The 24590-nt window shown below is 47.6% G+C and carries 26 protein-coding genes; 13 read left to right on the forward strand and 13 right to left on the reverse strand.

All coding sequences use genetic code 11. From position 1 onward, the window contains the following. Positions 1-114: 114 nt before the first annotated feature. Together dapB and bamE are read right to left on the reverse strand one after the other, a co-directional pair. Positions 115-915: a 4-hydroxy-tetrahydrodipicolinate reductase gene (gene dapB / locus ZMTM_RS09330; protein WP_221763618.1), complete on the reverse strand. Its 801-nt coding sequence runs from the start codon at positions 913-915 to the stop codon at positions 115-117. A 111-nt stretch (positions 916-1026) separates the two neighbouring features. Beyond that, complete coding sequence (bamE, locus tag ZMTM_RS09335) at positions 1027-1866, reverse strand: outer membrane protein assembly factor BamE (protein WP_225907002.1); 840 nt, start codon at positions 1864-1866, stop codon at positions 1027-1029. A gap of 134 nt (positions 1867-2000) precedes the next feature. Here bamE and fur point away from each other — a divergent pair, with 134 nt between their 5' ends. Continuing rightward, positions 2001-2426 (forward strand): ferric iron uptake transcriptional regulator, encoded by a 426-nt coding sequence (gene fur / locus ZMTM_RS09340; RefSeq protein WP_221765669.1) that lies wholly within the window; start codon positions 2001-2003, stop codon positions 2424-2426. A 22-nt stretch (positions 2427-2448) separates the two neighbouring features. Here fur and recN read toward each other — a convergent pair whose 3' ends face one another. Beyond that, a complete protein-coding gene (gene recN / locus ZMTM_RS09345) occupies positions 2449-4116 on the reverse strand; it encodes a DNA repair protein RecN (RefSeq protein ID WP_221763620.1) in 1668 nt (555 codons plus the stop codon). 73 nt (positions 4117-4189) lie between these two features. Next, the gene (locus ZMTM_RS09350) at positions 4190-5053 is read right to left on the reverse strand and encodes an NAD kinase (protein WP_318840492.1); all 864 of its coding nucleotides are present in this window, start codon (positions 5051-5053) and stop codon (positions 4190-4192) included. 213 nt (positions 5054-5266) lie between these two features. Here ZMTM_RS09350 and hrcA point away from each other — a divergent pair, with 213 nt between their 5' ends. From hrcA to waaF, 7 genes are read left to right on the forward strand one after another with little or no spacing between them, the layout of a single operon-like run. Next, on the forward strand, positions 5267-6286 hold the full coding sequence (gene hrcA / locus ZMTM_RS09355; protein ID WP_221763622.1) for a heat-inducible transcriptional repressor HrcA: 1020 nt from the start codon (positions 5267-5269) through the stop codon (positions 6284-6286). An 11-nt stretch (positions 6287-6297) separates the two neighbouring features. Beyond that, positions 6298-7245, forward strand: coding sequence for a flagellar brake protein (locus ZMTM_RS09360; protein WP_221763623.1), 948 nt, complete (start codon positions 6298-6300; stop codon positions 7243-7245). A 56-nt stretch (positions 7246-7301) separates the two neighbouring features. Continuing rightward, on the forward strand, positions 7302-8399 hold the full coding sequence (gene hemH, locus ZMTM_RS09365; protein ID WP_221763624.1) for a ferrochelatase: 1098 nt from the start codon (positions 7302-7304) through the stop codon (positions 8397-8399). A gap of 45 nt (positions 8400-8444) precedes the next feature. Beyond that, complete coding sequence (rfaD, locus tag ZMTM_RS09370; RefSeq protein ID WP_221763625.1) at positions 8445-9425, forward strand: ADP-glyceromanno-heptose 6-epimerase; 981 nt, start codon at positions 8445-8447, stop codon at positions 9423-9425. A gap of 30 nt (positions 9426-9455) precedes the next feature. Beyond that, a complete protein-coding gene (locus ZMTM_RS09375) occupies positions 9456-10019 on the forward strand; it encodes a D-sedoheptulose 7-phosphate isomerase (RefSeq protein ID WP_221763626.1) in 564 nt (187 codons plus the stop codon). A 2-nt stretch (positions 10020-10021) separates the two neighbouring features. Then, positions 10022-11488: a D-glycero-beta-D-manno-heptose-7-phosphate kinase gene (gene rfaE1 / locus ZMTM_RS09380; protein ID WP_221763627.1), complete on the forward strand. Its 1467-nt coding sequence runs from the start codon at positions 10022-10024 to the stop codon at positions 11486-11488. Between the two features lie 15 nt (positions 11489-11503). Continuing rightward, positions 11504-12511, forward strand: coding sequence for a lipopolysaccharide heptosyltransferase II (waaF, locus tag ZMTM_RS09385; protein WP_221763628.1), 1008 nt, complete (start codon positions 11504-11506; stop codon positions 12509-12511). 158 nt (positions 12512-12669) lie between these two features. Here waaF and ZMTM_RS09390 read toward each other — a convergent pair whose 3' ends face one another. Then, positions 12670-12993, reverse strand: coding sequence for a hypothetical protein (locus ZMTM_RS09390; RefSeq protein ID WP_221763629.1), 324 nt, complete (start codon positions 12991-12993; stop codon positions 12670-12672). A 98-nt stretch (positions 12994-13091) separates the two neighbouring features. On the opposite strand from ZMTM_RS09390, the gene ZMTM_RS09395 reads away from it, so the two are divergent. The 3 genes from ZMTM_RS09395 to feoB all read left to right on the forward strand — a co-directional run bounded on the left by ZMTM_RS09395 (position 13092) and on the right by feoB (position 16102). Next, on the forward strand, positions 13092-13901 hold the full coding sequence (locus ZMTM_RS09395; RefSeq protein ID WP_221763630.1) for a hypothetical protein: 810 nt from the start codon (positions 13092-13094) through the stop codon (positions 13899-13901). A gap of 186 nt (positions 13902-14087) precedes the next feature. Next, positions 14088-14312, forward strand: a complete 225-nt coding sequence (locus tag ZMTM_RS09400; RefSeq protein WP_221763631.1) for a FeoA family protein — start codon at positions 14088-14090, stop codon at positions 14310-14312. Further along, complete coding sequence (feoB, locus tag ZMTM_RS09405; protein ID WP_221763632.1) at positions 14312-16102, forward strand: ferrous iron transport protein B; 1791 nt, start codon at positions 14312-14314, stop codon at positions 16100-16102. The genes ZMTM_RS09400 and feoB overlap by 1 nt, the downstream gene beginning before the upstream one ends. A 31-nt stretch (positions 16103-16133) precedes the next feature. Here feoB and ZMTM_RS09410 read toward each other — a convergent pair whose 3' ends face one another. From ZMTM_RS09410 to sucC, 6 genes are read right to left on the reverse strand one after another with little or no spacing between them, the layout of a single operon-like run. Next, positions 16134-16478, reverse strand: coding sequence for a DMT family protein (locus ZMTM_RS09410; RefSeq protein WP_221763633.1), 345 nt, complete (start codon positions 16476-16478; stop codon positions 16134-16136). Positions 16479-16496: 18 nt separating this feature from the next. Next, complete coding sequence (locus ZMTM_RS09415; RefSeq protein ID WP_221763634.1) at positions 16497-16835, reverse strand: P-II family nitrogen regulator; 339 nt, start codon at positions 16833-16835, stop codon at positions 16497-16499. A 30-nt stretch (positions 16836-16865) separates the two neighbouring features. Next, positions 16866-18485: an NAD+ synthase gene (locus tag ZMTM_RS09420; RefSeq protein WP_221765670.1), complete on the reverse strand. Its 1620-nt coding sequence runs from the start codon at positions 18483-18485 to the stop codon at positions 16866-16868. Between the two features lie 38 nt (positions 18486-18523). After that, positions 18524-19468 (reverse strand): ankyrin repeat domain-containing protein, encoded by a 945-nt coding sequence (locus ZMTM_RS09425; protein WP_221763635.1) that lies wholly within the window; start codon positions 19466-19468, stop codon positions 18524-18526. A gap of 16 nt (positions 19469-19484) precedes the next feature. Further along, positions 19485-20375 (reverse strand): succinate--CoA ligase subunit alpha, encoded by an 891-nt coding sequence (sucD, locus tag ZMTM_RS09430; RefSeq protein WP_221763636.1) that lies wholly within the window; start codon positions 20373-20375, stop codon positions 19485-19487. Between the two features lies 1 nt (position 20376). Next, positions 20377-21555: an ADP-forming succinate--CoA ligase subunit beta gene (gene sucC, locus ZMTM_RS09435; protein WP_221763637.1), complete on the reverse strand. Its 1179-nt coding sequence runs from the start codon at positions 21553-21555 to the stop codon at positions 20377-20379. 125 nt (positions 21556-21680) lie between these two features. Here sucC and serB point away from each other — a divergent pair, with 125 nt between their 5' ends. Then, entirely contained in the window at positions 21681-22544 is an 864-nt protein-coding gene (gene serB / locus ZMTM_RS09440) for a phosphoserine phosphatase SerB (RefSeq protein ID WP_221763638.1), read from the forward strand. Positions 22545-22553: 9 nt separating this feature from the next. Beyond that, entirely contained in the window at positions 22554-23144 is a 591-nt protein-coding gene (locus ZMTM_RS09445; RefSeq protein ID WP_221763639.1) for a peptidylprolyl isomerase, read from the forward strand. A gap of 9 nt (positions 23145-23153) precedes the next feature. Here ZMTM_RS09445 and ZMTM_RS09450 read toward each other — a convergent pair whose 3' ends face one another. After that, positions 23154-23969, reverse strand: coding sequence for a ferritin-like domain-containing protein (locus ZMTM_RS09450; protein ID WP_221763640.1), 816 nt, complete (start codon positions 23967-23969; stop codon positions 23154-23156). A 19-nt stretch (positions 23970-23988) separates the two neighbouring features. Continuing rightward, a complete protein-coding gene (locus tag ZMTM_RS09455) occupies positions 23989-24588 on the reverse strand; it encodes a hypothetical protein (protein ID WP_225907003.1) in 600 nt (199 codons plus the stop codon). Positions 24589-24590: the final 2 nt, after the last annotated feature.

Below are 24590 nucleotides of genomic sequence, written 5' to 3' on the forward strand. Positions count from 1 at the left end.
GGCTGGCTCATCACCTGTACCCCGCTTTAATATATTGCCATTATAGCCCAAAAGAGGCCGCTCATCAAACGTGAATAGCAGCTTTTGACTTGAAATCTGACGCCAGCGAATTGTTTATTTGAGAGCCAGCACGTCTCGCATATCGTAGAGACCAGTATTTTTACTCTGTAAAAACTTGGCTGCACGTAAAGCGCCTAGAGCAAAAGTAGCACGGCTGGAAGCTTTGTGCGTGAGCTCCACACGTTCGCCGATGCCTGCAAACAATACTGTGTGATCACCCACCACATCACCACCACGCACCGTGGCAAAGCCGATGGTATTGGCATCACGCTCACCTGTAACGCCTTCACGGCCATAAACAGCACATTCAGCCAAATCACGACCCAAGGCAGAAGCAGCAGCTTCACCGAGCCTGAGCGCTGTACCTGACGGCGCATCAACTTTATGCCGGTGATGCGCTTCAATGATTTCAATATCGTAACCATCAGCCAGCACCTTGGCTGCGGCCTGAACAAGATTAATTAGGAGGGTGACTCCCACACTCATATTTGGTGCAAACACAATCGCAATATCTTGCGCGGCTGATTCAATCACCTGCTTTTGTTCAGCGGAAAACCCAGTGGTACCAATTACCAGCTTGACCTTGGCTTCCCGACATGCCGCAATATACTCAAGGCTGGCGTCTGGCCGGGTGAAGTCCACCATAACATCTGCGCCTTGCAGCGCAGCATGAACGTCATGACTGATTTTAACGCCAGTAGTTTTTCCAAACTGCTCGCCTGCATCATGGCCGATTTGCACGCTATCGGCACGATCCAGTGCGCCGTGCAGAGTGAGACCCTCATCGGCGAACACGCCTTCGAGCAGGGCATGGCCCATACGGCCAGAACATCCAGCGATAACGACTTTTAACATATGAATAGAACTTAATTTAAGATGATTAAGCCTGTTTATACAGGCCATGAGAAACGGGTTTCTTAGTGACAGCTAACTTTAAAAACCACAAAAACTAGCTGCCACTGAAAATTAAAAACCGATCTTTTCCAGCATGCGCTCAAAGTAGCCTGGCTCACCTTCTGGTGGCAAATCCTGCTCAGGTTTAGCTGGGGCAGCGGCTGGTTTGCTTTGCGTTGCAACTGGCTTAGATTCAGCCTCAACTGCCGCAGCAGGCTTAGGCTCAACCGCAGGCAGAGATTTACTTTCTACTGGCGCAACAATAGGGGCTGCTGATTTAGCAGATGGCGCAACTGGCTTCGGCACTTCAACAGGCGCGGCAAGTGGTGCTGTACTAACTGCAGCAGAACCAGACTCCACTGGAGGCACTACAACTGGCGCAACCTCAGCTTTAGGCTGTTGCGCTTTAGCTGTTGCAGCTGCTGGAGGATTCACCAGGTCAGGGTTCACCAACTCTTTAGGCGCAGCTTGTGGCGCAGTCTCTGGTTGCTGATTTTTTTCCCAGAACTTGAGTTTATCAAGGCCTTTTTTCTCTTCCACTTTTGCTGGCGCTTCTGGTGTTGGGGTTGCAGCGACCGCTTCTCCTCTATCGGCAGGCACAACATCACCACGCACACGTTTCAGGGCATCACCATCAAACTCTAGAATAACGCGACGCTGCTCAACGATTCTTCCATCTTTCCGCAATTGATAGAAATAATCCCAGCGGTCTTTGTGGAAACTGTCTTGAATTAGCGGCGTGCCCATTACGAATTTCACTTGCGACTTGTTCATACCTGGGCGCAATTGCAGCATCATTTTGGAGGTGACAACATTGCCCTGCTGAATCTCCATGCGGTAAGGCCTGATAGACGGCAGTGATGAACTGCAAGCAGTGCAAATGAGTGCGAGTAGAATAATTGTATGACGCATTACCATGACTTTAGCGATAAATGGCGTTAATATAACACGACAGCAATCAACCCAACACCAGTCCCCATAAATAGTGGCAGTAAATGATGTTGAAAAGAATAGCCACTCAAGAATTGAATGATGCGAGATAAATGATGCGTGATCCCGACGAATTAAAGAATGCTGGCCTCAAAGCCACCCTGCCTCGACTCAAAGTATTGAGCCTGTTTGAAAACAGTAAAGACCGCCACCTGTCGGCAGAAGATGTTTATAAAATACTACTGACGACAGGCGAAGATGTTGGGCTTGCAACCGTCTATCGTGTACTAACCCAGTTTGAACAGGCCGGCTTACTAGTGCGCCATCACTTTGAAAGCGGCAAAGCTGTTTTTGAATTGAATCAAGGCGGTCATCACGACCATATCGTATGTATCAAGTGTGGTAGGGTAGAAGAATTCTGCGATGAAGAAATTGAAAAACGCCAAAAGCTAGCCGCCAGCGAGCGTGGATTCACTATTCAGGAGCACTCACTCTATATCTACGGCATTTGCACCAAACAACCCTGCCCACATAAGGCTTAAATTCTTACTTGCGGATATCGAGTTAGCGCTTGAGATGCAACATCTCTTGCGCATGTTGGCGTGTAGTTTCAGTGATTTCCACACCACCCAGCATCCGCGCGATTTCTTCGATACGTTCCGAATCATCCAAGGGCGCAATACTGCTCAAAGTAGCACCATCTTTTAGCGCCTTACTCACTCTCAAATGCTGCAAGCCTTGTGCTGCGACTTGCGGCAAATGGGTAATCACTAATATCTGACGTTTCTGGCCCAGCTGATTAAGTAGCTGCCCCACAATTTCTGCCACACCGCCGCCAATACCAACGTCGACTTCATCAAAAATCATGGTAGGAATATCGCCTTGCTGAGCCGTGACCACGCGAATCGCTAGGCTGATACGCGAAAGCTCGCCGCCAGAAGCCACTTTTGATAGCGGCCTTGGCGCTACGCCTGCGTGGCCAGCAACTAGAAACTCTACTTCTTCCAAGCCAGTTGCAGTAGCTGGCTGCGGTACGAGGTTCACGGAAAAAATACCGCCAGCTAATGCAAGGCGTTGCATTTCTACAGTGATTTTCTGGCTGAGACTCTCTGCAGCTGATTTGCGCGCTTCACTCAGCTTTTTTGCCAAACTCAAGAACTCAGCGTTTGCAGCAGCTTCTTTTTTGGCAAGCTCGCCATCCATCACGCTTTCTTCCAGTTCAGCCATGCGCGCCTGCTTTTCAGCAAACAAAACAGACAACTCTTCAGGGCGAATCCGGTATTTACGGGCAGCATCGTATATCGTATGAATACGTGTTTCCACCTCGGAAAGCCGCTCTGGGTCTAGCTCAGTGCGTTGCAGATAACGATTTAAAAAACGGTCTGTTTCTTCAAGTTGGATAATCGCAGAATCTAGTGTGTCGAGGGCTTCTCGCAAGCTGGCATCATGCTCGACCATATTCTGCAATTTATGTTGTGCCGTATTCAGTTGATGTAGCGCTGAAACCTCTGATTCATTCAATAAATCACGCACTAACTCGGCGCCTGCCAGCAAGCTTGCGCCATTTGATAAGCGGCTATGCTCTTGTTGCAAAGCGTCCCATTCATCCGCGACAAAATTGAGATTTGCGAGCTCACGCACTTGGTCGCGCAGTTCCGCCAACTCATCAGCATAGGCCGCAGCGTTTTTTTCCATTTCTGTGCGTCGTTGATGCAAGATAAACCAGGCGCGATAAAGCGCTGAAACTTGGTTAGCCGTTTCAGTCAAGCCAGCAAACTGATCCAGCGTCTGTCGTTGATAACTGGTTTTGAGCAAAGAGTGATGAGCGTGCTGGCTGTATATATCAACGAGGAATTCGCCTGCTTCACGTAATTGTTGGATAGTTGCAGCAGAACCGTTGATGAATGCACGTGAGCGGCCATCGGCGTAGATAATGCGCCTTGCCATCAATTGGTTAGACTGACCATCCTCGCCGTGCAATTCATTTTCGCGTAGCCATGCTTGCAGTTCTGGCAGCGATTGAATATCAAACTCCGCCGTGATTTCGGCGCGCTCACAACCTGCACGCGTAATCCCGCCTTCGCCACGGCTACCCAAGGCCAGTGACAAGGCATCAATCAGGATGGATTTTCCCGCACCAGTCTCGCCAGTAAGTACAGTGAAGCCTGAACTAAAGTCCAGGTTCAACTGATCAACGATGACAAAATCACGAATAGAAAGCGTTTGCAGCATTGCTTAAATTTTACTCAAAATGATAATTCAGGAATATTAAACACAACCAATAGCACTTGAAACACCAGAAAAACTAGCCCCAGTGCAATTTCTCACGCAGCATATCGTAGTGACTATGGCCTAGCGGGTGTAACAGTGAGACGGTTTTCTCTGCGCGCTGCACCAGCACTCTATCACCCTGCTTGAGCGCTTTATGTAACTGGCCATCGAAATGCACAGCCGCATCTTCTGTATGCACCAAGACGATATCTATCTTACTTGATGCATTGATGGCGATTGGGCGATTGCTCAGGGTATGGGGGCAAATAGGCACTATCGCGATTGCATCTAGTGCCGGGTGGAGTATCGGACCACCTGCAGAAAGTGAATAGGCTGTGGTACCTGTAGGCGTTGAAATAATCAAGCCATCCGAGCGCTGTCTATGTACGAACTGCTCATCGATATTGACCTCCAGCTCGATCAGGCGCGACATGCCCATCTTGTTGACCACCACGTCATTTAGCGCATAGCCGTGGCTAACAATCTCGTTGTCACATTGAATACTCGCGCTTAACAGCATGCGCTGCTCAATGTTGTATTCGCCCGCCAATATTTTAGCCATGCCTTCCAGCATGGATTCAGAGCTTAAATCTGTGAGAAAACCAAAGCGACCACGATTGACGCCTACCAGCGGAATATCATGGTCAAGTAGCGCACGGGCGGCGGTGAGCATGGTGCCATCACCACCCAGCACTATCGCCAAATCAGCACAGGCACCAATCGCATCAATATGGACAATCTCGTGCCCCAAAATATCAGATTGCGCCGCCGTGCTTTCTTCAATCACCACTTTGATATTTTGCTTAAGTAGAAAACCTGCAAGCGCGAGTATTTGCTCACGCATTTCAGGGTTCATATATTTGCCGACGAGCGCGACTTTTTGAAAAGCACTTTTCATGGCTGGCATTAAATCATAGTTAATTGGGTCGGGATAGAGAGACTGACGATATTGGCCTGATAGACTAAGGTTTCAGGCTAAAGTTGTCGTAATATCTATTACCACAAGCCTATGGACATGTGATAATTGTTTGCAGTCAGTTTTTACAATCATTTTATGATGTAACATATTAAATCATCAGGGAATTTCAATTTAATATCCCACATAAAGCCTATGTTAGATAAACGCGCACAAATCTTACTTAAAACACTCGTTGAACATTACATCAGTGATGGTCAACCCGTTGGCTCGCGCACGCTTTCGCAATCATCTGGCCTGGATTTAAGCCCAGCTACCATCCGCAATGTGATGTCGGACCTCGAAGATCAAGGGTTCATTGTGAGCCCACACACCTCTGCAGGCCGCATACCTACTCAGCGCGGCTACCGCTTCTTTGTTGACACACTGCTCACGGTAAAGCCGCTGCAATTGCAGGAAATAAAACGCTTGGAACATGAGTTATCTTCGCCCGATCCACAAGAATTGATTTCTTCTGCGGCAGGGTTACTTTCAAGCCTGACGCAGTTTGCTGGCGTGGTGATGATTCCCAAACGCAAGAGCATTGCGTTTCGCCACCTAGAGTTTTTACCGCTTTCTGAAAAACGCATTCTGGTGATTATCGTCACCTCAGATGGCAGTGTGCAGAACCGCATCATCATCACCGAAAAATCCTACTCAGCCAGTGAGCTGACACAAGCCACTAATTTCTTTAACCAGCACTATTCTGGTAGCACCTTCGAGCAAGTGCAGAAAAAACTGCACGAAGAACTCAAGGAGATGCAATCCGACATCACACGCTTGATGGCTGCTGCGTTAGAAGCGAGTGGCAAGGTGCTAGAAGACGACAAAGATAATGTCGTGATCTCAGGTGAACGCAATTTATTGCAAGTGGATGATTTATCCACCAATGTCACTTCCCTGCGTAAATTGTTTGAGATTTTTGAGCGGCGCACCTCGCTCATGCAATTGCTCGACAATAGCCAGCGCGCCGAGGGCATACAGATTTTCATAGGTGGCGAGTCTGGCTATCTGCCATTGGATGAGTGCAGCATGGTTACAGCGCCCTATGAAGTGGATGGCTCAGTAGTTGGCACAGTGGGCGTGATTGGCCCAACACGTATGGCGTACGAGCGAGTGATTCCAATTGTGGATATCACGGCAAAATTGTTATCCAGCGCGTTGTCTTCTCATTAGTCATTATCAATATGTCTAAACCCATCGAAATGAGCCCTTTACCCAAAGACAGCATACGTCTCGGCGTGCCTGTGGCCCATGCGATTTATGATGTTCAAGGCAATTTATTGGTACAAGCTGGCGTCACCCTGAAAAACCAAAGCCAAGTAGATAAGCTGCAAGCAATCATATTATTTCAAGATAAAAGGTATGTGCAGGGTTCAGTCAAGGCTGGCTCTGCACCGACAGCTAAAACGGACGTCACGGCGGAGTCAGAAAAAACGGCTGCAAAAGAAGTAGCGACACAACTGGCATACCGCGACCTCAAATTAGGCGAAACCCTGCAATTAAAGCCGCTAGCCGATGAATCTGGCTCAGTACAGTATTTTGTGAAATATATCGGCGGCATAGAAAAAGGTAGTCTGATTTGCACCTTGCCTATGATTGATGAAAAAGTGATGTTCATCAAAGAAAATACAGGCTTCTCAGTAAGACTTTTCAGCGGAAAAAATGTTTACACATTTAACAGCTTGGTAGAGGTTGTTTATAGCCGCCCCTACCCTCATATGCATTTGAAATATCCACGAGAAGCTTACACCAACAAAATACGAAATAATCAACGGGTCACTTGCAGCATTATTGCAATGGTTTCAAATATGTCTGCTGAGCAAACTGATAGCGGTAAAACTTCTGGCCGCATTTTAGATATGAGCATGGGTGGCATGATGTTTGAGGCTACTAAAGTCGCTGGTGATGCCAACAGCAAAACTGAAACGTCTTTCAAGGTAAGCATGGAAGGCGGCGAAGCACTTTTTGCAATCCCAGGTGTCTTGCGTAATGTGGTTGAAAAAACACAGGAAGATGGCAAAACCATTTATCAACACGGCATTCAATTTGGCGAAATCCCGTTTCAACAAAGAGTCATGTTACAAAACTATATTTTTCAGACATTAACAGGCGAGAAACTGGATAACTTCTGATCCGCTTATATTTCAACGCTGCTATTCGCCTCACCAACAATCAATAAGTTAACCGAATGAAAAAAACTGTTACGTTTGACCACCATCACCAACCTAAAGTCGGCATTTTGCTGGCTAATCTTGGTACGCCTGATGCGCCTACTGGGCCCGCCTTGCGCCGCTATCTGAAACAGTTCTTGAGTGACAGGCGTGTGGTTGAGATTCCACGTGCCATTTGGTGGCTAATCTTAAATGGCATCATTTTAAATCTGCGCCCGAAAAAATCCGCCGAAAAGTACGCCCAAGTTTGGACGAAAGAAGGCTCGCCATTACTCGTTCACGCACAAAAACAAGCTAAATTGCTGCAAGGCTTTTTAAGCCAGCGCGTTGCTTCACCTTATGCAGTTGAGCTTGGCATGAGCTATGGCAACCCATCGATGGAATCCGCGATTGAAAAACTGGCAGCACAACAATGCAATCGTATTCTGGTGTTCCCGCTCTATCCGCAATATGCTGCGAGTAGCACCGCCTCTGCATTTGATGCTGTCTGGCGTGTGCTGCTCAAAACACGCAACATGCCCGCAGTGCGTACTATTCGTAATTATCACGACCACCCCGCCTACATTGCGGCACTTGCTAAAAGCGTACATGACTATTGGTTTGTGAATGGACGCCCAGAAAAACTGATCATGAGTTTTCACGGTGTGCCCCGTTACACGCTAGATAAAGGCGACCCCTATCATTGCGAGTGCCACAAAACTGGACGCTTGCTGGCGGAGGCTTTAGGCCTGACCAAAGACCAATACATGGTATGCTTTCAATCCCGCTTTGGTAAAGCTGAATGGCTCAAACCTTACCTCGCACCTACGTTGGACGAATTAGGCAAACAGAAAGTGAAACGTATCGATGTGATTTGCCCCGGTTTTTCCAGCGACTGCCTTGAAACACTAGAAGAAATCGCCATGGAAGGCAAAGCCAGCTTTCTGCAAAACGGTGGTGGTGAGTTCCATTACATCCCGGCCTTGAATGAGCGTGAAGACTGGATCCATGCCATGTGTGATATAGCGCTGGAAAACCTGCAAGGATGGATAAGCAAGGATTGGGATGCAAATGCTGCAAAACTGACAGCGGAACAGACTAAAGCACGCGCAATCTCTCTAGGCGCGAAAAGCTAGGCAGTTTGTTATACTAGACGGCTCAATTATCAAGCATAAAAACACATGATTGTTATCACTGGCGGCGCAGGCATGATAGGTAGCATCATCGCCTGGCACCTCAATACTATCCTTGGACGTGAAGACATTGTGATTGTCGATCGCTTCACCCATACCGAACAATGGCAGAACCTGTGCCACCGTCGTTACGCCAACTATCTGGATAAAGACGAATTGCTGCCTTGGCTTGCCACCGCCAAAGATGTAGAAGCGGTCATTCATATGGGCGCTATCAGCGCGACTACTGAACGCGACTTTAATAAATTGGTGCAGGAAAATATCCGCTACAGCCAGCATTTATGGGCTTGGTGCGCAGAAAACAAGGTGCCCTTTATTTACGCCAGTTCAGCCGCTACCTATGGCGGCGGCGAACATGGCTATGAAGATGACGAAACCAAAACCTATACCCTGCGTCCATTGAATGGCTACGGCTATTCCAAGCAGTTTTTTGATCAATGGGCACTGACCCAGGTCAAAGCTGGCTTCGCATCGCCACCGCAATGGCAAGGCTTCAAGTTCTTCAATGTCTACGGCCCTAACGAATACCACAAAGAACGCATGGCCAGTGTGGCCTTGCATAGTTTTAAGCAGTTTACGGAACATGGGACGGTCAAACTGTTCAAGAGCAACCGTGCAGACTACGCTGACGGCATGCAACTACGCGACTTTGTCTATGTGAAAGATGCCGCGGCGATTGTCGTGCATTTCCTCATCAACAAAGCCGCTTCTGGCATCTACAACATTGGCACAGGCAAGGCACGCGCTTTCAAGGATCTAGCCACAGCCGTGATGTCCAGCATGAGCAAAACACCATCCATCACCTATATCGACATGCCGCAAGATCTGGATGGCAAATACCAATACTTCACCGAAGCCAGCATGCAAAAACTACGCGCAGCTGGTTATACCCAGCCCTTCCACAGCTTGGAAGACGGCGTGTGTGATTATGTGCAAAATTACCTGATGCAAGCCGACCCTTATTGCTAATCGGCCAGACAACACAAAGGCACTATTACTATGACTAATATCGAAAACCTATCCTCTGCCCTGGCAGAACATCAAAACGTGATGAGCAAGCTCACTGCCCTGCTGCCGCAAATCGCAGCCGTGGCTAATGAAATGCGTGCCTGCCTCAAACGTGGCGGCAAGATTCTGCTGATGGGTAATGGCGGCAGCGCAGCCGATTCACAGCATATCGCCGCCGAGATTGTAGGCCGCTACAAGAAAGAACGCCGTGGCCTGCCTTCTATTGCGTTAACCACAGATACTTCTATCATTACCTCAGTTGGTAATGATTTTGGGTTTGAGTTTATTTTCTCGCGCCAGGTTGAAGCACTTTGCACGCCATTAGACTTAGTCATAGGCCTCACCACTTCAGGCAATAGCCCCAACGTGGTTCGTGCGATTGAGACTGCTAAAGAAATTGGCGCTACAACCGTCGGCATGACTGGTGGCACAGGTGGCAAGCTAGCAGTTTTATGTGATTTCTGTCTGATCATGCCATCCAGTGATACCCCCCGGATTCAAGAAGCGCATATCTTCGTCGGCCATAGCTTGTGTGAATTACTGGAGGCAGATTAAGCATGACGCAGTCGCTACTGGAAGTCGTTCGTAACGAATTCCCAAGAAAAGACAAATGGGCGTTGGTGATCGGCGACCTCATGCTAGACCGCTACCTGATAGGCGAAGTTGAGCGTATTTCGCCCGAAGCGCCAGTGCCTATCGTGCTGCTGAATAACCAGAATGAACGTGCTGGCGGCGCTGCAAATGTCGCGGCCAATCTGTCCAAACTTGGCATCCCTACCCGCATTGCAGGCTGTGTTGGGCAGGATAATGACGGCAAAACTCTGAACAGTATGCTGGCCGATATTGGGATTGCGACTACCGGGGTGTTAAGTTCTGTCTATCGCCCTACCATCACCAAAACCCGTATTCTCGGCGGTCATCAGCAAATGATGCGGCTAGACCAGGAAAGCCGTAGTGCTTTTAGTGCTGAAGAATCCCAAGCGCTGTCCAAACTCATTACCGCGCAAATCAATGACCGACCTGCCATGGTGATTCTGTCTGACTATGCAAAAGGCGTATTAAGTGTATCCATTTGCCAAGCCGCAATTGAGCTATGCAAATCACTGAATATCCCCGTCTTGGTTGATCCCAAAGGTCGCGACTTCAGCAAATATAAAGGCGCAACCGCGCTCACACCAAACAAGAAAGAGACCGCTGAAGCATGCGGTGTCAGCGCTAAAGACAACACAGCACTACTGGCAGAAGCGGCAAAACTGCGCATTGAACTAGGGCTGGAGTTTTTAGCTGTCACGCGCGGTGAAGAAGGTATCAGCCTGATAGATGCTGAACAAATACGCCATGTTGCTGCGACAGCGCGGCAGGTATTTGATGTCTCTGGTGCTGGCGATACAGTCATCTCCACCTTGGCAGCAGGTCTCATACATGGCTTGAGCCACCATGAGGCTTTGGAGTTAGCGAACATCGCAGCTGGCATTGTGGTTGGCAAAGTTGGCACCGTACCGATTACCCGTGAAGAATTGCTTAACGAACTTGTCATTCAAAGCTCTGCGGTGCAAGCAGACAAGGTATGTGACCTTGAGAACCTGAAAATACGCGTGAATGTCTGGCGGGCCAATGGTCAAACGATTGCATTCACCAACGGCTGTTTTGATTTGCTGCACGCAGGCCACGTAACTTATCTTGAAGCTGCCCGTAAAACTGCTGATCGCCTTGTGCTGGGCTTGAACACCGATCGCTCAGTGAGCGCGCTCAAAGGACCTACACGCCCAGTGGTACAGGAGAAAGACCGAGCTCGTGTACTGGCAGCGCTTGAGGCGGTTGATGCCGTGGTACTGTTTGATGAAGATACGCCATTAGACCTGATCAAGGCCATCCACCCTGATGTGATTATCAAAGGTAGTGATTACACTGAAGAACAAGTGGTCGGCGGCGCAGAAGTGAAATCATGGGGCGGAAAAGTTGCTTTGATCCCTATCGTGCCAGGACGCAGCACCAGTAGCATCATCGAAAAACTAGCGTCCTAGTCCGTTTAATCTCATATGTCCGCGCCAAAAATCCTGATCTTCGGCCCAGCATGGGTAGGCGACATGGTGCTGGCGCAAAGCCTGTTCAAGGTTTTGAAAGCCAAACACCCTGACTGCATTATTGATGTAGCAGCCCCTGCTTGGACGATGCCCTTACTCGAGCGCATGCCAGAGGTTAATCAAGGTATCGTACTATCCTTTAAGCATGGCGAATTGGCATTGTGGCAACGCATACAGTTTGGTCGTACCCTGAAAAATCAGGGTTATAGCCAAGCCATCCTTCTTACCAATTCATTCAAATCTGGCATCATCCCTTTTGCGGCTGGCATCCCTCGGCGCACCAGCTTCCTCGGTGAAATGCGCTATGGGCTAATCAATGACATACGCCCTTTGGATAAAACCAGGCTGGTACGCACGGTTGACCGCTTTGTGGCTCTGGGACTGGATAAAGGTGTAACAATCGCTGAGATTCCCAACCCAACGCTGATTGCCGATAAAACCAAAGCACTACAGGCACTGGAAAAGCTGAATGCGCCTGCGCAAGGTAAAATTCTTGGTCTGTGTCCGGGTGCTGAATATGGCGAAGCCAAACGCTGGCCAGCCGAATATTATGCCGAAGTAGCGAACGAAGCCCTCAACAAGGGCTGGCAAGTCTGGCTATTCGGCTCTGAAAAAGACATGCCAGTCACTGCGCAAATCAATCAACTAACTCAAAATAAGTGTCTCGATCTTGGCGGCAAAACAAAGCTAGGCGAGGCCATAGACCTGATGTCTTTATGCCATACTGTCATCAGCAATGACTCTGGCCTGATGCACATTGCCGCCGCACTTAATAAGCCTTTAGTAGCCATCTATGGCTCATCTGACCCCCACCATACCCCACCGATGAGTGCGAAAACCACTGTGTTTTATCTTGGTCTGAAATGCAGTCCGTGCTTTGAGAGAGTTTGCCCGCTAGGTCATCTAAACTGCTTGCGAGAAATAAAGCCCGAGCAGTTAAGCAATGTACTGTCCCGCAATTAAGTCTTTCCAGAACAAAATGTGTGGGCGCAGTCATAAGCTGCAAGTGTCAAGATATGAGAATCAACAACTTACAAATCCTCGCTCCGCTATAACTTGCAAGTAGAGCATGGAATCTACGCATATGTTGCAAGCAGCTGAAAGCCGCGTCCAGACTAGCTCTAATCGATTGATATATTAGTAGATAGAGCAGAATGTGAATAGTCTATGCACTGAAGGATATTCGTGGATAGATTTTTAGTAGCAGGTAACCAACGAGCGACATCTCTCGTAAGAGCAAATTTTCCACGGCGATTCTCAATTGCAAAAACTTTCACTGGCAATAACCCACGTGAATTTGCCTGACGAAAAGCTTGACCATTGGTAAACCCCATCACTTTAAATAAATCTCCCCCACCTATTAAGCTGCCATATCGACGTTCTAAATCTTGGAAAAGAGACTCCTCTAAATCTTTCAATTCTGAATTTTGTAGATTTACGGTCATTCCTAATTGCTCCTAGTCAACTCTAGTCACAATATGAAATATTTCCTTTATTGGCAATATGGCGTAATAATTGGATTATTTCGACCCATCTGACTGCTATGGAAAATATAAATCGTGGGAGGCCAAAACGCACAGATTTGGATAGGTTTCAAGTTCTTGCTTGGTATAAAGCAATAGATATAAGAAGTGGTGGACTGAAACCGCCAACTTTGGAGCGCATGTTTCTAAGTGAAAGGGTAAAGATCAATCAGGGAATTATCACAAGGCCTAATCTATTCGATTGCTATAGGGCAGGAACCATGAATCCGAGAAACAGTGATAAACGAAAAAATAGTTTCAATTTAATTAAAAGAGTGGAATCTAAATTCAACGGAACAGAAATTTGGCTTTTTCACCCCATATGGCGTTTTATGGATTCAAAACCTATTTCTTTACAATCTATCCATGAAATATTGGTAGACCATCAAATTAACAGTTTTGATAAGTTCTTTATCAATACAGATGCCGAAAACGCACAATACAAACGAATTGCTTGGACATCGGTAGAAGACATTAAGGAAATCTCGACAGAAAACTCTATTGACGCATTTATATTTCTTCTTGGATTAATGCGAGAGGCAGAAATTAGGTTACAAATGATAGAACATAGCCACGCTTGCCATGGACTCAGAAAATTGGCACCTGTAATTGCTATATGCCCAGAACTAAAAGATATTGCTGGAGAAATACTAGATTACCTTGAGTTAAATCATTTTTCAGTCACCTACACTACTTTTCTTGGTTCTGAGTTATTTCTATCTAAAACTTGGAGAGATATCCATCCGCTATTATCAAATTTGTACACCAAATCGAACAACCTTTCTTTTAAAAGAAAACCTTTACTAGACAGCCATAAATCCAATATCTAGCCTTAATAGTAAGTGACTTGCAACTTATGAGGTGCTAACTTGCAGCTTATGGGGGCAAACTTGAAGCTTATGGTCTCCGCAACAAAATGCCAGAAAACAGACTCATGTTTCAGACTCAATAAATGATTCCTTTTTATGCAGTTTATGTATAATTAAGAACTATTATCATTTACATACGTAACCCATATGATTCATCTCTCAAGTTTACGACCTGGCGAATTTGCCACTATCCAAGCCATAGATGCTGAAGATACTTTGTCGCAGCGTTTAGCTGCACTTGGCTTTCGTATCGGCAAAAAAATTGAGTTGATTCGCCGTGCGAGCTTTAACGGTCCCATGCATGTACGTATCGGCACTACAGACGTTATCCTGCGCAGTTCTGAAGCCGCACTGATCCACATTTCCCAGTAATGAAACGCATCGCACTTCTGGGTATGCCCAATACGGGCAAATCCACCTTGTTCAATCGCCTCAGCGGCGCCTCTGCTCGCGTTGGCAATTGGCCTGGCATCACTGTAGACCTAATGAGCGTGAAGATTTTGCTCGGCGGCCACATAGTAGAGCTGGTTGATTTACCCGGCATCTATGACCTTGCGGGTTACTCTGAAGATGAAGAAGTCGTCCGCCAGTTCCTCACCACCACGCACGTTGATTTGGTGATGATCGTACTGAATAGTTCACAGATCGACCGTCAGCTATCACTTGCCCTGCAACTTGCCGAACTCGGGCTACCATCTTTGTTACTACTCAACATGAGTGATGAATCGAAACGTGCTGGTATCACGATCAACACCGAAAAAATGGCCGAAAAACTGCTGATGCCTGTCATGCAGATTAGTGCGAAATATGGCAACAGCTGCAACGAAGCCCTGCAAACTGCAGCAAAGCTAATCGCAAAAACAGAACAACATGACTTGCCAAAAATGTCTGCACTCCAACTGAAAACAGACGAAAAACTGGCTGAAGAGATGGACAGTATCGTTAAGTCTTGTGTTGAAATGCCTTTGCAACTGACTAATCAAGTCACGAACAGGATAGACAAGGTACTGCTACATCACTGGTTTGGCTTGCCACTGTTCTTCGTCGCGATGTTTTTACTATTTCAGGTGATTTTCACGGTAGGCACACCTTTGCAAGAAGCTGTTGCTTGGGTACTTGATTTAGTACGCGCCGATATACTGGAGCCCATATTAGCCCATGCACCAGTATGGCTACATGGACTATTGCTAGATGGCGTGTATAGCGGCGTCAGCACGGTTGCTGCCTTCATCCCGATTATCATCCTGTTCTTTCTCATCATGACCATGGTAGAAGACAGTGGCTATCTCTCCCGCGCTGCATTCCTGATGGATGCACTCATGGCAAAAATCGGCCTTGATGGCCGTGGTTTTGTGATGATGCTGATGGGGTTTGGCTGTAACGTACCAGCGCTGATGGGCACACGCGTCATGCGTTCACGCGGCATGCGCCTGCTTACCATGCTGGTGATCCCCTTATCTCTCTGCTCTGCCCGCCTGCAAGTCTTTTTATTCATGACAGCTACCCTGTTCACCGCCAAACAAGCGCCTGTTGTATTGTTCGCGCTGTATATGGTGAGCTTTGCCACAATATTCCTCACTGCCATCATCTACAAAGGTCACTATAAAACCTCTGAGCCCTTTGTACTGGAGTTGCCGCCATATCGCTTTCCTACCCCCAACCAGATATTGTTGCGTGGTTGGAATGAAGCGCGCCACTTTTTAAACCGTGCCAGCAAATTCATCATCATCGGCGTGGTCTTGGTCTGGGCGCTGACTAACTTCCCAAGCGGAGTGCCTACTGCTAGTGATGCCACTTATGCAGGTATGATCGGCCAGTTCTTTGCACCTGTATTAAACCCTATAGGTATTGATACCCAACTCGCTATCGCGCTGATTTTTGGTTTTGTCGCCAAAGAGATTGTAGTAGGGTCGCTAGCTGTGATTTATGGACTACAGGGCGATGCCTTGATGCACATGATGGCACAGCATCTTGACTGGGTGCAGGGCATGAGTTTCATGCTATTCACCCTGATTTATACACCCTGTCTGTCAACTATTGCTACCCTACGTACTGAGTCAAAAAGCACGGGGTTCATGTTTCTATCGATTGCTTGGTCGTTAGTGCTTGCTTGGGTGGTGAGTTTTATTTTCTACCAGAGTGCGCGGGCGCTTGGGTTTTAATACCAGCGTTTTAATATATTAGTAGGTTAAATCAAACGCCTCTAAACATAAAATAAACCGCACCCATCAGGCATAAGCCAGCCCAGAGAAAATCAAGCTTAAGTGGCTGATGCATGTAGAAAACAGCGAATGGAAGAAATACCGAGAGCGTGATCACTTCTTGCAATATCTTCAATTGCGCCAGCGATAAAACGGTAAATCCCATACGGTTTGCAGGCACCTGAAACATATACTCTGCCAAGGCAATCACCCAACTCAACAGCGCTGCAATATACCAAGGTTTGTCGTTAAGATTTCTTAAATGCGCATACCAGGCGAATGTCATAAAGACATTAGAGATTGCCAGCAGAATGACGGTTTTGAGGACGACTGGCATGCGATTATTTACCTCGATTTAAACTGCTTCTTCGCCCGTTTCACCAGTACGAATACGTACGACTTGCTCGACAGGGAATACAAAAATCTTACCATCGCCAATCTTGCCTGTACGCGCTGAACGGATTATTGCGTCCATCGCGGTTTCAAGCAGGCTATCGGCCACAATCAGTTCAATCTTGATCTTTGGCAAGAAATCAACGATGTATTCTGAACCACGGTAAAGTTCTGTATGGCCTTTTTGGCGACCAAAACCTTTTACTTCAGTGACGGTTAAACCATTCACACCAATTTCGGACAATGCTTCGCGCACTTCATCCAGCTTAAATGGTTTGATGATTGTTTCAATTTTTTTCATGGTGCACTCTTCCTCAAATTTTTTAATTATTTAGTATTTAAACGCAAACTTTGACGTAATCGGGTGACGTCTATCCTTACCAAAACCGCGCTGTGTAATTCTAACCCCAACTGGCGCTTGCCGCCGCTTGTATTCATTGCGATCTATCAATGTCGTTACCCTGATGACATCTTGCAAGCGATAACCCAGCGCGACAATATCCGCATGGCTACTATCATGCTCAACATACGCCTCCATAATAGCATCGAGCACTTCATACGGCGGTAGACTATCCTGATCGGTTTGCCCGTGACGCAATTCGGCAGTAGGTGCCCGCAAGATAATACGTTCAGGAATCACAGCCGAAATATTATTACGATATTTCGCCAAACGATAGACCAGTGTTTTCGGTACATCTTTCAGCAATGAAAAACCGCCAGCCATGTCACCATAAAGTGTAGAGTAACCCACTGCCATTTCGCTTTTATTACCAGTAGTCAGCACTATGCTTCCAAATTTGTTGGATAGTGCCATGAGCAACATGCCACGTATGCGTGCCTGCAGGTTTTCTTCCGCGGTATCAAATGGCAGGCCTGCAAACTCATCTGCCAAGGTAGCCCTGAAACCATCAAATAATGGCTTGATCGGCAGTTCAGTATATTCAACGCCCAAGCCATGCGCCATTTGGGCGGCATCGGTAATACTAATATCCGCAGTAAATTCAGATGGCATCATTACTGCACGTACTTTATCTGCGCCCAGCGCATCGACCGCAATCGCCATGGTCAGTGCTGAATCTATGCCGCCAGATAATCCCAGTACGACACTGGGGAAGCCATTTTTATGGATGTAGTCTCGCAGGCCTACACTCAGGGCTTGATAAACCGAGGCATCGATGGAGAGTTCTGGAACTATATTAGCTGGCTGAGGATTGACCCGATTCTTTTGGCTGGTATCAATCTCAACCAAGGCAAACGCTTCATCAAATGCGGGCAGTTGCTGTACCAACACACCATCTCTATCCAGCACAAATGAGCCACCATCGAATACGAGTTCATCTTGCCCGCCCACCAGATTGGCATAGACAATAGGCAATCCTGTTTCAGCTACACGGCTGGCAGCCACCTCGTGGCGCGAAGCCTGTTTATCCATGTGATAAGGCGAGGCATTGAGCACCAGAAGTGCTTCAGCACCAGCTTGCTTGGAGAGTTTGGCAGGGGCAGCCTCCCAAACATCGGCACAAATCAACACACCAAATTTCACACCTTGATGCTCAATCACTAAGGCATCGTTACCCGTCGCAAAATAACGCACTTCATCAAATACGCTGTGATTGGGCAAAATATGTTTGTGGTAAGTCGCCACCACTTTTCCGGCTTGCAATACCGAAGCAGCGTTGTAGCAGTTACCGTGTTCTTTATGTGGATGCCCAACCAGAACGGTAATATCAGGCAATGCGGCAGCGAGTCTCTGTAGCTCGATTTCACATACTTGCAAGAAATCGTCGCGTAGCAGTAAGTCTTCAGGAGGGTAGCCACACAGGCTGAGTTCGGGAGTGATTAGCAGGCTAGCATTTGATTTTGCAGCCTGCATGGCACTGGCCAGTATTTTTGCGCTGTTGCCAGACATATCACCAACTGTGCAGTTGATTTGGGCAATTGCCAGTCGAATCGACTCACTCATAATATTCGTAAGCCCTGTGCCATTATTTAATAGCTACCACCAGCATCTTTAATCAATTTAACGATGTCGGCATTGCCCGCTTTTAAGGCATAGACCAAAGCGGTTAGGCCATACTGATCTTTTGCTTTCACATTAGCACCGTGGTCGAGCAGATACTTCACCAAATCGCTATCTGTATTGCTCACAGCCAGTTGAAGGATGGGCGTACCTTCAGAATCTTTGTGATTCACATCAGCGCCTTTTTCAATCAGGGCTTTAGTTGCCTTACTCGCAGATTTTTTAACTGCCCAAGTCAAAGCAGTCCATTCAGATTTATCTTGGTCTTCTAGCTTAGCGCCTCTGTCCAGCAAAGCATAGATGGCAGGGACTTGATCAGACCTTGCGGCATACATTAACGCTGTAAGGCCAAATCGGTCACGGGTTGATATGTCTGCGCCATTGGATATCAAGGTATTAATAGTGGAGACATCTCCATTTTTAGCCGCATACATCAGCACGCTTTTGCCATCATCACTTTTCACGTTGGCATCTATACCGTGTTTAAGTAGCAAGTCCACGACCTCTGAATAGCCAGAAGTAGAAGCCATGCCTAATGCGCTCCATCCTGATTCATCGCGAACTTTAGGGTCTGCACCTTTATCCAGTAGCACCCTCACCGTGGCGATGTAATTCTTCTTGGCGGCAAACATCAATGCAGTCCAGCCACCGCTGTCTTTGGCATTGATATCAGCACCTTTGTTGATGAGCGCCAATGCAACATCGGCTTTATCTTTGCGCGCTGCATACATGAGGGCAGTAATGCCGTCGGCATCCTTTGTATTCGGATTAGTACCACTGTTCAATAAGGCGTTGACTGTAGATAGATCACCTTTTGCTGCCGCTGTCAGCAGGTAAGGAATATCGGCGGCCTGTGCGACAGGCAACATAGTCGCCAACATTAACAAACTTACTAGATAAAATTTACGCAACATGTTGTTCCTGTCTTGATTATTTGTGGCTAACAATAGCCGCTTTTATTGCTGCCTGCACTGCTTCACCCAAGCCAGCTGGGGAACTTGCAACGATCACGCCTGCATTTTCCAGCGCACGGATTTTGTCTTCTGCCTTGCCGCTACCACCAGAGATGATAGCACCCGCATGGCCCATGCGCTTGCCTGCTGGCGCAGTCTGGCCTGCAATATAACCAGCCACAGGCTTAGTGACATGATGGCGGATGTAATCAGCGGCCGCTTCTTCATCGCTACCGCCAATTTCGCCCACCATGATAATGGCTTCCGTTTCGCTATCAGCCTCAAACATCTGCAGACATTCAATAAAGTTAAGACCTTTGATTGGGTCGCCACCAATGCCCACACAGGTGGACTGACCCAGCCCCAGCGCCGTTGTCTGGTGCACTGCCTCATAGGTGAGGGTGCCCGAGCGAGAAACAATACCAATCTTCCCGCGCAGATGAATATTGCCAGGCATGATGCCAATTTTGCATTCATCTGGGGTAATCACACCAGGGCAATTGGGACCAACCATATTGACGCCATTCACTTTTAAAGCCGCTTTCACATTGAGCATATCCAGTACGGGGATGCCTTCGGTGATGCAGACAATCAAGGCAATCCCTGCATCGCATGCTTCGAGTATCGAATCCGCTGCAAATGCGGGTGGTACATAAATCACAGTAGCATTAGCAGCAGTTTCTCGCACTGCCTCACGTACAGTATTAAAAACGGGCAGATCCAGATGCCGTTGACCGCCTTTGCCCGGTGTTACACCACCCACCATTTTGGTGCCGTAAGCAATCGCCTGCTCGGAGTGAAATGTGCCCTGCTTGCCGGTAAATCCCTGGCAAATCACTTTTGTATTCTTATCAACCAATATACTCATACTAAACTTTCACTGCCGTATTCTTCACTGAGTTAACAGCCTGCTTTGCTGCATCGGTCAGGCCATCTGCCGAGATGATTGATAACCCGCTTTCGCTGAGCATTTTTCTACCAAGCTCAACATTGGTGCCCTCAAGACGTACGATAACGGGGATCTTGATTCCGACTTCTTTCACAGCTGTGATGATGCCTTCGGCAATAATGTCGCAGCGCATGATGCCGCCAAAGATATTGACCAGAATAGCTTTAACGTTATTGTCAGCCAGAATAATCTTGAAAGCTTTAGCCACTGTTTCTGCTGTTGCGCCACCACCCACATCAAGAAAGTTTGCAGGCATGCCGCCGTGCAGCTTGATCAGGTCCATGGTCGCCATCGCCAAGCCTGCGCCATTGACCATACAGCCGATGTTACCGTTCAATGCAATATAGTTAAGCCCTGCAGCATGTGCCACGGCCTCTTTTGCGTCGTCCTGACTCCAGTCACGCTGCTCGGCAAGGGCTTTCTGGCGATAGAGTGCGTTGTCGTCCACACTCATCTTGCAATCCAACGCAACCAAAGTGCCAGTGGTTGTAACAACCAAAGGATTGATTTCAAGCAGCGCAAGGTCATTCTCTTTAAACAGGCGGTATAGCCCTTTAGCCAACTTGGTAAAGGCACCTATCTGCTCGCCCGCAAGACCTAATGCAAAGGCAATATTGCGTGCCTGGAAATCCACCAAACCATTTAATGGATCACAGATTTCTCTCAGGATTTTCTCAGGGCTAACCTGGGCAATTTCTTCAATATCCATGCCGCCAGCAGCAGAAGCAACAAACACAACGCGCTCTAGGCTGCGATCAACCAGTAATGAAATATATAGCTCGCGCGCAATCGGTAAAGTCTCTTCCACCAATACCTGATTCACCATCTGGCCATCTGGCGCATTTTGGTAAGTGACGAGTGGTTTACCCAGTAAATTCTCTGCAATTGTTTTTGCATCAATCGCAGACTTAACGACCTTAACGCCGCCTGCCTTGCCACGACCACCCGCATGGATTTGCGCCTTGACCACCCAGGCATCGCCACCAATCAAACTGGTAGCATCGCTGGCTAACTCTGGCGTATTGGCGACTTGGCCTTTAGGGACGACCAAACCATAGTGTTGCAGCAATTGTTTGGCTTGAAACTCGTGCAAATTCATTGGTGTGCTTTAATCAGTAGCTAATCGCTCATTTTCGCTGAAATAGCCTAATTACGCCAGCTTTGGTGACATTTGGCCCTGCTATCAGCGTGTATAATGCTCGTTTTGTGCTTAACTCATCCACTATGCGTCTTGTCATCCAAGAGTCGTCACTTTCAGCGCCATCATTTTCAGGCACAGCACTCAGCGAAATACAGCAATTGAGCCAAAGTAGCGCCTCATTTGTTAAGTTGGCTGGTCATGCTTATTATTTGCCGCTGCAAAGCCAACCAGATACAACGCAGATCAGCCAGTATTGCCAAAGCCATGCGCTTGATTACGCGGTGGTTGCAGACAATCACACGCTGCAGAACATAGGATTGGCAGTGATGGACATGGATTCCACACTGATCAATATTGAATGCATTGATGAGATCGCCGACATGATGGGCATCAAGCCGCAAGTCGCTGAGATCACCGAAAGCGCCATGCGTGGTGAGATTCAATTTGAAGAAAGCCTGCGCCGCCGAGTTAGTTTACTAAAAGGCCTGAATGCATCTGCTTTACAGCGTGTGATTGATGAGCGCCTGCAACTCAACCCAGGTGCAGAAGCATGGATTACCTCCTGCAAACAACACAACATCAAAACTATGCTGGTCTCTGGCGGCTTTGATTTTTTCGCGGATTACCTTAAAAACCTGCTCGGGCTGGATTACGCTCACTCAAATTCGCTAGAAATCATTGATGGCAAGCTCACAGGGCAAGTTTTAGGTAAAGTGGTGGATGCGCAAGCGAAAGCGGATTTTTTAATCCAGGCTAGAAACCAACTAGGCTTGAATCAGTCGCAAGTGATAGCTATTGGTGATGGCGCAAATGACCTAAAAATGATGGCAGAAGCCGCTGCGGGTATCGCCTACCACGCCAAGCCAGTAGTGCAACAACAGGCCACTTATGCGCTCAACCATAGCGGCCTAGATGGTATTATTCACTTATTTAGCATCCACAGTTAAAGGAAAACCATGTCTCTGAATTCGATTAAACACCTCTTACTATCAGCAGTTGCGGCGTTAAGCCTCTCACTCAGCATCAGCGCCATGTCTGCGCCACTGCCAGTGGTGGAAATCAAAACGAATATGGGCACTATCCTTGTTGAGCTCAACAGCCAGCGCGCACCAGTCACCGTCGCAAATTTCTTGCAGTATGTTAAAGACAAGCAATACGACAACACGATTTTTCACCGTGTGATTTCAGGGTTCATGATTCAGGGTGGTGGTTTTACCAAAGACTTGGTCGAAAAACCAACACGCTCCCCAATCAAAAATGAAGCTGACAATGGCCTGACCAACTCAATCGGTGCTATCGCAATGGCTCGCACGGGTGACCCGCAATCAGCCACGGCACAGTTTTACATCAACGTTGCCAACAATGTTTCATTGGATTACACAGAAGCTTCTGACCGTGGTTGGGGTTATGCAGTGTTTGGCAAGGTAGTACAGGGCATGGATGTAGTGCTGAAGATTTCTAAATTACCTACCGACCCAAGCGACACGCCATTGCAAACAGTCGTCATTCAGTCGATTACCTTGAAAGACACGCCAGAAAAGAAATAGCTTGAAACGCTAAACCAGAGCTGCAAGTTCAGGTTCACTAAAGCCCGCTGCACGCCGCGCTTCAAGATTAAAAGGGCCGCGCAGTTTCGGCGCTTCATATTGAACGGTCAAACTGGCATAAGTGCTCACTGGTTCAAGCCCACGCTGCTCACACAGCCAGTTATACCAATGATTACCGATTGCTACATGGCCGATTTCATCGCGCAAAATAATATCCAGAATACTGGCTGCGGCCATGTCGCCAGCTTGTGCCAGTTTGGCGCGTAAAGGCGGTGAGGCATCCAGTCCTCGCGCTTCCATAGTTCTAGGAACAAGTGCCATACGCGCCAGTACGTCATCTTCGGTTTTTTGCACCATTTCCCATAGGCTGTTGTGGCCAGGGAAATCACCATATTCATATCCCTGGCTTTGCAAGTGCTGGTTGAGCAATGTGAAGTGTAGTGCCTCTTCTTGCGCAACTTTTAGCCAGTCAACGTAATACTGTGCTGGCATCTCGGTGAAGCGCCATATTGCATCCAGCGCAAGGTTGATCGCATTGAATTCAATATGTGCGAGAGCGTGAATCAAAATAGCGCGGCCAGCAGGCGTATTCATGGCGCGGCGCTTTACTGATAATGGTGGCACAAGCTCTGGCTTATCAGGTCGGCCTGGAACTGAACCATACATACTTGCCTGTAATTGGGCGTGAGACTCAAGCTGGAATTCACCTGTTGCCCAAGCATTGGCCAAGGCTGCAACAGCTTCTGCTTTTTCAGTCGCAGGCTGCATACTCAGGCAAAAAAGGGCAGCCTGTCGGAGCTCCATTACATCATCAGGCAAACTCATATGAACCCAAGAGATTCTTTTATTTTGTTGATGGCAACATAGTCACCATGGTACATGGCGATCTTGTTTCAGTATCAGGGATACCCTGTTTTACCAACTGCTGAAAAGCCGGGTTTGCATTCATTTTAGCTGCCAAGTCTTGCATAGCGAGTTTGTAAGTGGCTTTAATCTGGTCGTTGGTTGCGACATCCAGAAATCCATTCTTCTGTGATTCACCCACAAAAGTGCCTAGCGGTTTGCCACTGCCTGAGTACACACTGGCTGTGACCGTGCCGTAGTAAGTAGTCATATGTGGGTTATAAAACATACTTGGCTTGAGCCAGACTAAAGTATTGCCCGCCTCATTACTAGTACACATAGCGACATGGCCGTATTCACTGCCAAATACATCTTCTGCCACCACTTCGGCTACAGGCCCTTGCTCAAACCAATAGCTATAGTAAAAATGCCAGAGTTTGATTGGATGTTCGTATTGCGCTGGCGCAATATACACCACCATATTTGCTGGGGCAGAGGCTTGTTCAACTGCAGCAACCGCGGGCGATGCAAGTGTACCCAACATCAGTGTAGGTAATGCCACTGATTTAAATAAAGTTTTAATGACAGTTTGTATATTCATGG

Source organism: Methyloradius palustris, assembly GCF_019703875.1.
Taxonomy (GTDB): Bacteria; Pseudomonadota; Gammaproteobacteria; order Burkholderiales; family Methylophilaceae; genus Methyloradius; species Methyloradius palustris.